6 protein-coding genes, 1 tRNA gene and 1 pseudogene are annotated in these 12,686 nt (G+C 62.8%); 5 read left to right on the forward strand and 3 right to left on the reverse strand.

From position 1 onward, the window contains the following. Nucleotides 1-5: 5 nt before the first annotated feature. Together ISP15_RS13080 and metH are read left to right on the forward strand one after the other, a co-directional pair. Nucleotides 6-1,091 carry a homocysteine S-methyltransferase family protein gene (locus tag ISP15_RS13080; RefSeq protein WP_404547972.1) on the forward strand — a complete coding sequence of 362 codons (1,086 nt, stop codon included), beginning with the start codon at nucleotides 6-8 and terminating at the stop codon, nucleotides 1,089-1,091. Between the two features lie 157 nt (nucleotides 1,092-1,248). Beyond that, on the forward strand, nucleotides 1,249-3,966 hold the full coding sequence (metH, locus tag ISP15_RS13085) for a methionine synthase (protein ID WP_404547974.1): 2,718 nt from the start codon (nucleotides 1,249-1,251) through the stop codon (nucleotides 3,964-3,966). Between the two features lie 75 nt (nucleotides 3,967-4,041). Here the strand turns inward: metH and ISP15_RS13090 are convergent, their stop codons facing one another. Beyond that, a complete protein-coding gene (locus ISP15_RS13090; RefSeq protein ID WP_404547975.1) occupies nucleotides 4,042-4,374 on the reverse strand; it encodes a lipid-A-disaccharide synthase N-terminal domain-containing protein in 333 nt (110 codons plus the stop codon). A gap of 129 nt (nucleotides 4,375-4,503) precedes the next feature. Here ISP15_RS13090 and ISP15_RS13095 point away from each other — a divergent pair. Further along, nucleotides 4,504-4,578: transfer RNA gene (locus ISP15_RS13095), tRNA-Val, on the forward strand. A gap of 852 nt (nucleotides 4,579-5,430) precedes the next feature. On the opposite strand, the gene ISP15_RS13100 is transcribed toward ISP15_RS13095, so the two are convergent. Both ISP15_RS13100 and ISP15_RS13105 read right to left on the reverse strand, forming a co-directional pair. Then, nucleotides 5,431-5,937, reverse strand: coding sequence for a hypothetical protein (locus tag ISP15_RS13100; RefSeq protein ID WP_404547976.1), 507 nt, complete (start codon nucleotides 5,935-5,937; stop codon nucleotides 5,431-5,433). Between the two features lie 797 nt (nucleotides 5,938-6,734). Continuing rightward, nucleotides 6,735-7,847, reverse strand: coding sequence for a GGDEF domain-containing protein (locus ISP15_RS13105; RefSeq protein ID WP_404547977.1), 1,113 nt, complete (start codon nucleotides 7,845-7,847; stop codon nucleotides 6,735-6,737). A 605-nt stretch (nucleotides 7,848-8,452) separates the two neighbouring features. Here ISP15_RS13105 and ISP15_RS13110 point away from each other — a divergent pair. Beyond that, entirely contained in the window at nucleotides 8,453-11,212 is a 2,760-nt protein-coding gene (locus ISP15_RS13110) for a two-partner secretion domain-containing protein (RefSeq protein ID WP_404547979.1), read from the forward strand. 83 nt (nucleotides 11,213-11,295) lie between these two features. Then, nucleotides 11,296-12,686, forward strand: a pseudogene (locus ISP15_RS13115) (hypothetical protein); the annotation flags it as partial.

Raw genomic sequence — 12,686 nt, forward strand, 5'->3', positions numbered from 1 at the left:
CAGCCATGAGCGCACTGAAGTGGCTGCACCCTGATGGTGTTGCCTCGCTCGAAGCGGCGTTGCGCGAGCGCATCCTGATCCTCGACGGCGGCATGGGCACCATGCTGCAAGGCCACCAGCTGGACGAAGCCGGCTTCCGCGGCGAACGCTTCGTGCATGGCCACGACAACGAGCACACGCATGCGCACGATCATCCCGGTGGCTGCGACCTGAAAGGCAACAACGACCTGCTTACGCTGACCAAGCCGCAGATCATCCGCGGCGTGCACGAAGCCTACCTCGAGGCCGGCGCCGACCTGATCGAAACCAATACCTTCAACGCCACGCGCATCAGCCAGGCCGATTACCACCTCGAACACCTCGCCTACGAACTGAACCGCGAAGGCGCCAAACTGGCGCGGGCGGCTTGCGATGCGTTTACCGCGAAGAATCCGGCCAAGCCGCGCTTCGTGATCGGCGTGCTCGGCCCGACCAGCCGCACGGCGTCGCTCTCGCCGGACGTCAATGATCCAGGTTTCCGCAACGTTACGTTTGAAGAACTGGTAATCAATTACACCGAATCGGCCAGCGGATTGATCGATGGCGGCGCCGACATCGTCATGGTCGAGACGATTTTCGACACCCTCAACGCCAAGGCCGCACTGTTCGCCCTCAGCGAACTGTTCCGCGCGCGCGGCAGCCGCGTGCCGGTGATGATCTCCGGCACCATCACGGATCGCTCCGGCCGCACGCTTTCGGGCCAGACCGCCGAGGCGTTCTATTACTCGGTCAAGCACATCCGTCCGCTGTCGGTCGGCTTGAACTGCGCCCTGGGCGCCGCCGACCTGCGGCCGCACGTACAGACACTGTCCAGCATCGCGGAATGCTTCATCAGCACGCATCCGAACGCCGGCTTGCCCAATGCCTTCGGCGAATACGACGAAACACCGGCGCAAATGGCCTCCGTGATCGGCGGCTTCGCGCGCGATGGCTTGCTCAACATGGTCGGCGGCTGCTGCGGTACGACACCGGCGCATATCAAGGCGATCGCCGAGGCCGTCGGCCAGTATCCCCCGCGAATCGTGAGCGACGCCGGCAGGGAAGCCGCGTGAACCCATCCCGCATAACACCGAATGTTTTCTCTCCTCTCCGGGAGAAGGACCGCGGCGAGGCCTCGCTGGCCAAAAAACTCACCGCTGCCGCATTCCCCGTCCACTCTTTTCCCCGCGCATGGTCACTGCAACCAGGGAACCAAGGTCTTCGCTGTTGATGAATAACACCGTCCGCCATACCCGCCTTTCCGGTCTCGAACCGCTGGTCATCACGCCCGACCTGCTGTTCGTCAATGTCGGCGAGCGCACCAATGTCACCGGCTCGGCGCAGTTCAAGAAGCTGATCAAGGAAGATCGCTACGACGAAGCCGTGGAGGTCGCGCGCCAGCAGGTGGCCAGCGGCGCGCAGATCATCGACGTGAACATGGATGAGGGCTTGATCGATTCGGAAGCGGCCATGACCCGCTTCCTCAACCTGATCGCCGCCGAGCCCGATATTGCCCGCGTGCCGGTGATGGTCGATTCCTCCAAGTGGAGCGTGATCGAAGCCGGCCTGCGCTGCCTGCAGGGCAAGGGCGTGGTCAACTCCATTTCCATGAAGGAAGGCGAGGACATGTTCCTCGAGCATGCGCGCAAGGTGCTTGAGTACGGCGCGGCCGTGGTGGTGATGGCGTTTGACGAACAAGGCCAGGCGGACACCTGCGAACGCAAGGTGGAAATCTGCTCGCGCGCCTACAAGCTGCTTACCGAAACACTGGACTTCCCGCCGGAAGACATCATCTTCGATCCCAACATCTTCGCCATCGCCACCGGCATCGAGGAACACAACAACTACGCCGTGGATTTCATCGAGGCCACGCGCGAGCTCAAGCAACGCTTCCCGCTCAGCCACGTGTCCGGCGGCGTTTCCAACGTCTCGTTCTCGTTCCGCGGCAACAACACCGTGCGCGAGGCGATCCATTCGGTGTTCCTGTACCACGCGATCAAGGCGGGCATGGACATGGGCATCGTCAACGCCGGCGCGTTGACCATCTACGATGACGTGCCCGAAGAGCTGCGCGAACGGGTCGAGGACGTGGTGCTCAACCGCCGCCCCGACGCCACCGAACGCCTGCTGGAGATTGCCGAACGCTACAAGGCGAAAAAAGGCGAGGCGGTGGTCGAAAACCTCGCCTGGCGCGAGAAGCCGGTGCGAGAGCGCCTGGCCCATGCGCTGGTGCACGGCATCGACCAGTTCGTCGACCAGGACACCGAGGAAGCCCGCCAGCAATCCACCCGTCCGCTCGATGTGATCGAAGGACCGTTGATGGCCGGCATGAACGTAGTCGGCGATCTGTTCGGCGCCGGCAAGATGTTCCTGCCGCAAGTGGTGAAGTCGGCGCGCGTCATGAAAAAAGCCGTGGCTTACCTGCTGCCTTATATCGAAGCGGAAAAGCTGCGTACCGGCGACGCCGCCAGGAACAACGGCATCATCGTGATGGCCACGGTGAAAGGCGATGTGCACGATATCGGCAAAAACATCGTCGGCGTGGTGCTCCGCTGCAACAACTTCGAAGTGATCGACCTCGGCGTGATGGTGCCGACCCAGAAGATCCTGGAGACCGCGCGCGAACACAACGCCGACATCATCGGCCTGTCCGGCCTGATCACTCCGTCGCTGGAAGAAATGAGCCAGGTGGCGCGCGAAATGCAGCGGCAGGATTTCCATATTCCGCTATTGATCGGCGGCGCCACCACCTCGCGCGCGCATACGGCGTTGAAGATCGAGCCACACTACAAGTCGCCTACCGTATGGGTGAAAGACGCCTCGCGCGCGGTCGGCGTGGCGCAGTCGCTGGTCAGCAAGGATCTGATCGACAACTTCATGGCGAAAATCCGTGCCGAATACGCGGATATCCGCGAACGGCACAAAAACCGCGGCTCCGCCAAGCCCCTGGTGCCGCTGGAACACGCACGCAACCAGCGCTTCAGCGGCGACTGGAGCCGCTACACTCCGCCGCAGCCAAAGCAGCCCGGCCTCACCGTCTTCGACCATTACGATCTCGCCGAGCTGCGTCCCTATATCGACTGGACGCCGTTCTTCCAGGCGTGGGAACTGGCCGGACGCTATCCGGCGATCCTGAAAGACGAGATCGTCGGCACGCAGGCCAGCGAATTGTTCGCCGATGCCCAGGCCATGCTCGACAGGATCATCGCCGAGCGCTGGCTTACGGCGCGTGCGGTGATTGGTTTTTGGCCCGCGCATAGCAGCGGCGACGACATCGCATTGCTCCCTCTCCCCACCGGGGAGAAGGCTGGAACGAAGCAGCAGCCCGGCCACATTCTCCACCACCTTCGCCAGCAGGCCGAAAAGCCCGCCGAACGCCCCGACTTCTGCCTCTCCGATTTCATCGCGCCGAAAGAAGCAAACAAACAGGACTGGCTGGGTGGCTTCGCGGTGACCGCAGGCATCGGCATCGACCAGCACGTGGCGCGCTTCGAAGCCGCACACGACGATTATTCCGCCATCCTGCTCAAGGCCCTGGCCGACCGGCTGGCCGAAGCGTTCGCCGAACGCATGCACGAGCGCGTGCGGCGCGAGTTCTGGGGTTACCAGCCGGAAGAAACCCTGGACAACCAGTCGCTGATCGACGAGAAATACCGCGGCATCCGCCCTGCCCCTGGCTATCCCGCCTGCCCCGACCACACCGAAAAAGCCACGCTATTCGAGTTGCTGGACGCCACCGCCAACACCGGCATCGAGCTGACCGACAGCTTCGCGATGTATCCCACCGCCGCCGTTTCCGGCTGGTATTTCTCGCACCCGGACAGCCAGTACTTCGTGGTCGGCCGCATCACGCGCGAACAAGTCGAAGACTACGCCAGGCGCAAAGGCTGGACCCGCGAACAAGCGGAACGCTGGCTCGCGCCCAACCTCGATTACGATCCGGAATAAGGCGCGCCCCGCTCGGCTCAAGAGACGGGGTCAGCGTCGCCTGAGCAGATTCGGCGAGCTTGCGAACAGCGCCGCTTACGCCACCCGGTCGCCGGTTACGTCGTTCTTGTGGTGTCGCAAGTGCACCACCAGGTTGTACACCGATACGAATACCGGGAAGAAATTCGAAAGGATGCCCACCGAATCGTTCTTGCCGAACACGAAATACGCCAGCAACAGGGCGCTGCCCGTTACCGACATCCACCAGAACGAAAGCGGCATTACCACCCGCTTGTACTTGCGCGTGTAGTACAACTGCACGAACCAGCGGCCGGTAAACATCAGGGTGCCGAGGTAACCGACGAGCTTCCACGGCGTGACATGGAAATGCTCCAGCGACTGCAGGATATGCGGGAAAACGGCTTGCATGGGGAGGGCTACTCGGCGAGGGGAACAGCGTATTTTAGCCACCCTGCACGGGGGCCATCCCGGTCAACGCCACAAGCCGCCGACGGTTGACCCCATCCGATCGAATCCGTATAGTTGCCCGTTCCCGGCGGGCGGTTAGCTCAGCGGTAGAGCACTGCCTTCACACGGCAGGTGTCACAAGTTCGATCCTTGTACCGCCCACCACTTATTCGAAGATCTGGGCCACCTGCAAAGGTGGCCTTTTATTGTGCACGCTCCGAAGAAGCCCATGCGCACAATCACGTGTGTCCTGGCAGATCCGGATAATGCGCGCGCACTGCCCGAAATGCGGGCGCTTCACCGCGACACCCTTGGCATAACCTTCACGCAATTGTTCGAGCAGCGCCACGGGCCATACGCTGCAACGCGCATGGCCCGTTTGCTCGCACAACCAACGCAAGCGCTACCAGCACTACGCGCACGTCAAACCGAGGCACTGCCCCATCGCCCGATCGGTGGCCTGGGGTATTACCCGCCGGCCTTGCGTCAGGCCGGCACGCCAGCAGTCATCCAGTGCTGGCGACCAATAGGACATAGCACCTTTAAGACGCAGTGTCGGCGCCGCCCTCGCTGCCGCCGAAGACAGGTTTATCGCTTGCGTACATGCTTCAGCCGCCGAAGCCATCGGCAAGGCAAAAGGTTTGGCCATCCCCGCCCTCAGACAGCGATCCATCCGGGTCCGGAAACCGCAATGCATGAGAGCAGACCTGCTCCGCGTCGTCACTGTGACATATCGCTCCCCGGAATCGTCCGGCATCGCCAATCTAAAAGTGATTTTTTACCCGGGACACAAGCTGCGACCACGATTCGTCACAATATTACGGCGTGATCATGCGACCAATAGCTGGAACATTCAGCGGCATCAGACACGATATGGCTTATCGACTTTTTAAAACGACGTGTCCGGCTTAATCACCTTGGTAATCGGCGGCATGCTTTCAAACGCATATGCCGCCGATTCTGAATCTACCTTCGTCCCTCATAGGTGCGTCTGATGTCACATCTAAGAGAGAGTATTCACTGGGCCTCCGAACAGGAGATCAAAACGGGGCCTTGTATAAACGCTGGGGTGCCTAAAGATCTCTGGGAAATATTTCCGTATTCAATCCCCGTTGCGGTAATCGGTGTATCGACGTATGGATAAGGAACAGTGTTGGCGGAGTCTGTACCTATGTATGTCAGGGCACAGTTAGGGGTCTGGGGGAAGCTGGAAGTAAAAGCAGCAGTGTAGACGCCGCCATTGTAGGTCACGCTGCTAATCCAGTCCTTGCCACTGGTTATTGTGCCGTCTGCGGCAATGGTTGCCGTCCAGGTTGAACCAGCCGCTTGGGCTGGCACGGTGAGGCCATCGTTGGGACAGGCGGTGGTCTGCCAGGTTACGACCCCGCCAAGGGTAATACAGGCATAGACGTCCGCAGATGCAGGACCAATGACGTTCTGTGCTTGGGCACGTGGGGAGACGGACATACTAAGCAGACTGACGCTCAGAGTGGTGAGGGTGGTTAAGGCGGTTAGACGATTCATGGAACCTCTCCTGATAGGTAAGCATCAAAAGTAAGTACTTTTTTTCACCGGGAAAGGACTGGCGTTTGGATAGAGCCCAATACATTTGGCCGTCTTCGGACTAACGCCTGGAAAATTTCCATGAAGTCAGCATGCACTGCGCGCCATCGATCCCATCAGTCGTTTCGTGATGCCTGCGAAAACCCACCCTGGAACCGTTTTTCCCATCCATTCCTTTCCGGAACCCATCGTGCCTCCGGGAAGCGGCTTGCACGACGGGACAGCGCGAGGCCGAATGGCGCAGCATCTTGAAAATCAAAGCGAATGAATTTTTTTTGCCGCCGCGTACTAACTGGTGACTCGGGCTTGCAGTTGTTTCCTTCGTCGTCGCATTGCGCAAGCAAGCAGCCGCTCTTATACGGGCTTCATGCAGAATGTTCGCCATGATGCTGCGTGTTGGATGCCATGTATCAGACTCCACGACACCACGAAGGCTATGGCAGGTCGATCGCGGCGCGGTAACTGGACCACCAACGTTCATGTTGCCGCAAATGCTCGGACAACAATGATCAAACATCGTCGTCACCCTTCATGGCAGACGCATACTTGCTTATCAACCTCGGCGGGTTATTGCGGTCGTCTTTAATCCAATCGTGAAGAATCTCCATTAGCCCCCGGCGCGCATTCATGATGGTTTCGATCATGCGAAGGCCCGTCGCACGCCCCACGCATCGCAGGAAGATCGCTTGGCGACATTGCGTGTCCCCGGCCTCTTGCCCCACGTCGGCCGGCGGCTCCGCCGGAGAAAGCTCCGCACCTTATTCGATGACCGGCCACGCATAGCGAGCGATGCTCAAGACGGTTGGCAGTGGGAATGCGGCATTGTGCTTGCGCGATTGCTTGACCGCGTTCATCGCGGTATCGGCTCGATTTAAAAGTCGTTGGGCACTGAAGCAACCTGTTTCGGCCACGATCGCACCGACGCTTGCGCCGTCATAATCGATCAGCACCGAATCGAACTTGAAACGTCCCCGCGTTGCACTTTCCAATCGCCGGGACAATGCAGCCGCGGCTTCATCCGCTCGTTCCCGTTGCTCTATCGCCAGCACCACGAATTCATCGCTGCCGATGCGCGCCGCCATATCGTTGTCACGCAGCATGCGGCGGAGTCGTTTTGCGACAGCCTGAAGGAGCTGGTCACCCACTTCATGTCCAAACCGATCATTGATCGATTTGAAGTTATCCATATCGACCAGGGCAACGATCAACGCCTGACGTTCTTGGCACGATGCGAGACGTCGCTGCATTTCTTCCAGCAAGGCACGCCGGTTGGGCAGTTGCGTGACGGCATCGGTCAAGGCCGCCGTCGCCACGGATGCATTGGCTTGCTGCAACTGCGCGAGCAATTGCTCGCGCTCCACTTGCTGGCTGATCAAATGGGCGAAAAGACCCATGAGATGGGTCACCGTTTCGGAGATGGGCCTGCGTGCGTCGCTCGCGGCGCAAAGCGTTCCAAAAAGCTCGCCGTTTCTTGCGCGGATCGGGGCGGCCAGATAAGTGACCAGCCCCAACGAACGGGCCACCTCACTGTCTCCCCAGCAGCCGGCGACGTCGTCCGTATAGAACCGGCCTTCTTCCAACGCGCGTTTGCTGAGGCTGCCCGCCCAGGGCGTCGACAGGCCCTCCGGAACCGTCAACCGATGGCTATTGCGGGCATATAGCACATATAAAAAGTTCGCTTCCTCGTCCAGCCTGGTCAGGTACGTCGACTCCATTCCCGTAGCGGTCTGAAGGAGTTCCAGCAGCGGCCGGGCCAGCGCCTCCAGCGTGTGGGCATGGGTCACGGAAGCGACTAGCGCGCCGAGAAGATGGGGTGGAAAAGTTGTGCGCGACACCGGGATCATAGGGACGGATATCGGCTGATTGCGCAAAGCCTTGAAGCGCGGCGCGTCCGGACGTTGTTGCCGGGTCCGGGATGGATGCGCCGGCCGTGCGCCGGGCGAGCTGGCCGCCCATGGCTCAGCGCTTTCCTCCGAGCCAATCGTTGGCCAATGTGACTTCCAGCGACACAATAGCGTGCTTAGTTGCGCATCATGCCCGCTCCGGGCGCATCGAAAACAGTTCCTCCCTGCATGCTTTCGAATCCAGCGCCGCCACTTTCCAACCGCTGGAGAGCCATTCTGTTCGTTCCACTCTGTCACCACCCCTCGACTCTCTGGAACCACAGGAAGTTAATTCGTCAAAATCTGGTGCTCAACTTACGAAAACATTTTGGCGTTAAGGTCTGTCCGATGCTTCCGCGCTTTTGAATAGCGCCGATGCATCACCTACACGCCTGCCGATCAGGATGACACGACCCACGCAGCCCATGTGGGCCATCTCCTTTTTTATGTAGTCCATGCAAAAGCGCGGGAACCCGCCGCTATCGTTGGCGATGGAGAGCGGCCCTGAACCATCGAGCCAGATGCCTGATGCCTGATGCCTTAAATGGAAGCGCCGGCGATCCGTCGTTCACTTCCCGCATCAAGGATTGATCATGGCTTCTCACCGTCGTTCGCTGACTTCCTTGCCGTCATTATCGCGTCGCGCCTTGAGCGCAGCGGTGTGGTCCGCATTACTCGGGGCGCCGGCCTTCGCTGGCGCGCAGGTCGTCGCCGATCCCAACGCCGGCGCGCACCGCCCCGGCATCGGCGCGGCCGGCAACGGCGTGCCGGTGGTGAACCTCGTGGCGCCCTCGGCGGCGGGCGTGTCGCATAACCCCTACCAGCAGTTCAACGTCGACAAACAGGGCCTGATCCTCAACAACGCCGCCGGCGTCTCGGCCACGCAGTTGGGCGGCTATATCGTCGGCAACCCCAACTACCGGGCCGGCCAGGCGGCAAAGGTGATCGTCAACGAAGTCACCTCGCTCCAGCCCACCTTCCTGCGCGGCTATACGGAAGTGGCCGGCCAGTCGGCCGATGTCATCATCGCCAATCCCAACGGGATTTCGGTCAACGGCGGCGGTTTCATCAACACGAACCGCGCCACGCTGACCACCGGTACGCCCAGCTTCGGCGCCGATGGATCGCTCAGCGGGCTGCGCACCGGTGGCGGCCACATCCGCATCGACGGCGAGGGCTTGAATGCCTCCCACATCGATCGCCTTGACCTGATCACGCGCAGCCTCAGCGTCAGCGGCAAGGTGTGGGCCCATCACCTCAACGTCATCACCGGCGCCAACCAGGTCGGCTATAGCGATCTGTCCACGCAGGCGATAGCGGGCACCGGCGAGGCGCCAACGGTAAGCATCGACGTGGCCGCGCTGGGCGGCATGTACGCCAACACCATCCACCTGATCGGCACCGAAGCGGGCCTGGGCGTGCGCAATGCCGGCGAACTGGCCACGCAAAGCGGTGACTTCACCATCGATGAAGCCGGCCAGCTGCAATTGACCGGCACCACCTCCTCGGCCGGCCACCTCGCCCTCAACGCAGCCTCGCTCAGCAACAGCGGTACGCTGCAATCGGCCGGCAGCATGACCGTGCAAAGCACGGGTGATATATCCAACACCGGCACCGTCTACAGCGGCGGCGACCTTGCGATGCAAAGCGCCGGCGCGGTGAGCCATGCCGGCGTGATCGCCGCCGCCAACGACGCCAGCGTGCGCGCGCAGCAACTGGCCTCCACCGGCACGCTGGGTGCCGGTGTCGCCCGCGACGGCACCCTGCAGGGCAACGCGGCGTTGAGCGTCGTCACGACCGGTGCGCTGTCGTCCACCGGCAGCCATCTCGCCAGCGGCGCGATCACCCTGCAAGGCAGCGCGCTGGACCTGTCCGGCGCGCAAACCCGCGCCGGCGGTGACGTCGCCCTCGTCAGCACCGCGGGCGATATCGATCACGCGAAGGCCACCCTCGCCACGGCCGGTGCGCTCACGGTGCGCAGCGCCGGCACCGTCGACAACAGCGGCGGCACGCTGCAAGCCGCCCAGCTCGATGCGCAAGCCGTGGGCGATTGGCGCAACGCCTACGGCAGCGTGATGCAAACTGGCAGCGGCCCGATGAGCGTGCGCATCGGCGGCCTGCTGGATAACACGCACGGCACCTGGATAGCGAATGCCGATACCGTCGCCATCAACGCCCATGCCATCGACAACACGGGGGGCGCGATCGAACAGGCCGGTGCGGGCATGCTCAGCCTCGATGCGGACACGCTCACCAACGATCAAGGGCAAATCCTCGGCCAGGGCGACCTCGCCCTCACCGCGCGAACAGCCCGCAACCAGGACGGCACGCTCAGCGTGGCGGGCAACGCGACGCTTGCCGGCAGTGATCTCGACAACACCGGCGGCACGGTGGTGGCCCAGCATCTGCAAGGGCAATTCACCGGATCGCTCATCAATCCAAACGGTGTGCTGCAAGCCCATCAGGCGCAACTGATCGCCAACACGCTCGATAACGGCAACGGCCAGATCAAGGCGCTGGACGGCAACCTCGATCTTGCTGTCACGCAAGCGCTCACCAACGGTATCGGCGGCTTCCTCGGCAGCAACGCCGCTGTCCATCTCCATGCCGGCACGCTCAGCAACGCCGGACAGGTCTATGCCGGCAGCGACCTGACCCTCACCACGCAAGGCGATGCGAGCAACACGGGGGCCATGCACGCGCAGGGAAGCCTCAACGCCCACCTCGGCGGCGCGCTGGCCAATGACAACGGCGCGCTCGAAGCCGGCACCGGCCAGGGCAACGCCACGCTGACGCTCAACGCCGCATCGCTCAGCAACCAGGGCGGCCGTATCGCCAATACCGATAACGGCACGACCACCGTCTCCAGCCGCACGCTCGACAACACCGGCGGCACACTCGGCGGCCAGGGCGACGTCACGCTCGATGCCTCGCAGATCACCAATAACCGCGGCACCCTGGTGTCCGGCGGTGCCTTCGCGTTGCAAAGCGACGCGCTCAGCAATAACGGCGGCACGCTCTACAGCGCCGGCCACCTGATCTGGACCACCGCCACCGCCACGCTGGACAACACCCACGGCTCGATCGGCGCGGGCGGCGATCTCACCCTCACCCTGGACACCGTGCACAACGACGGCGGCGATCTCGCGTCCAACCATGACGTCGCCGCGCAGTTGGGTCACTTCGATGGCGTGGGCCGTTTGCGCGCCGGCAACGACCTCTCGCTCGCCCTGGCGGGCGACTACATTAACCCGGCCGGCAACACCCTGTTCGCCAANGCGGCGGCAGCTTCGCGCTGCAAAGCGACGCGCTCAGCAATAACAGCGGCACGCTCTACAGCGCCGGCCACCTGACCTGGACCACCGCCACCGCCACGCTGGACAACACCCACGGCTCGATCGGCGCGGGCGGCGATCTCACCCTCACCCTGGACACCGTGCACAACGACGGCGGCGATCTCGCGTCCAACCATGACGTCACGGCGCAGTTGGGTCACTTCGATGGCGTGGGACGGTTACGCGCCGGCAACGACCTCTCGATCGCCCTGGCAGGCGACTACACTAACCCGGCCGGCAACACCCTGTTCGCCAATGGCGACTTCACTGTCACCCTCGGCGGCGCCTTCACCAATGCCGCGGGCGCCACCCTGCAAAGCGCGGGTGCGCTGACCCTCACCGCCCACCGCCTCGACAACCAGGCGGGCGCCGCGATCAACAGCGCCACCACCACCCTCACCGCCGCCACCCAAAGCAACGAAGGCCGCATCGAGGGCGACACCGTCACGCTCAACGCCGGCGACCTCACCAACACCGGCACCGTGATCGGCAACGCCATCACGGTACATGCGAGGACCCTCACCAACGGCGCCGACCTCGGCACGGCCACCGACAACCCCCCCTATCAAAGCGGCTTGATCGCCGCCGTCACCCAGCTCAACCTCTACGTCAGCGGCGACCTGCTCAACCGCGACGCCCTGCTCTACAGCCTGGGCGACCTCACCCTCGCCGCCGATGCCGCGGGTACGCGCAGCGATTCGGTCACCAACCGCTCCGGCGACATCGAAGCCGGCGGCGATATCGTCATCGCCACGAACCAGTTCACCAACCAGCGGCGGGTGCTGAATACGGAAACCCACGTCCTCACCGCCGAGGAACAAGCCCACAACACCCAGACCACCACCGTCGCCATCACCGGCGCCACCGACACCGACCTCTATAACGACTGCGTCAGCCTCTATGTTCCCCATCAACGCGCCTGCCGCAACAACGGCGACCTCAACAACAACGACCCGCTGCAAGCAGATGGCTACCGCACCACCACCGACGTCATCACCGCCATCACCCGCCTGACCGCCGCCAGCGCCGAAAGCCGCCTGCTGGCCGGTGGCAGCATCACGCTCCACGGTTCGGTGCTCAACGACACCTCGACGATCGCCGCCGGCAACGACCTGGTCATCAACGGCCAGGATGGCAACGCGGGCGGGGGCAGCGTCGGCACCGACACCGTGCAAAACATCGCCTTCACCCCCACCGCCACCGTGCAGACCACGGTGACCAAAGCGGTGTCGATGAAACACAAATCCGGCGATTTTGGCGGCAGCTGGCACGGCGATCCGGACCGTGTGTTCGAGCAGGCGGTCACCGACGCCACCCTTGCCGCCGGCAGCGTGCCCTTCCTCACCCTGGATCCCGGCGCCCGCCTCAGCGCCCGCATGAGTGCCGGCCACGCCCTCGACATCAGCGCCCAAGCCATCCGCAACACCGTGGTCGGTGCGGATGGCCAGCCTGTCGTGGGCGTGGGCTTAGGTCCCAACGCGGCCGGCGCGCC

The sequence above is a fragment of the Dyella jejuensis genome, from assembly GCF_044904675.1.
Taxonomy (GTDB): domain Bacteria; phylum Pseudomonadota; class Gammaproteobacteria; order Xanthomonadales; family Rhodanobacteraceae; genus Dyella_B; species Dyella_B jejuensis.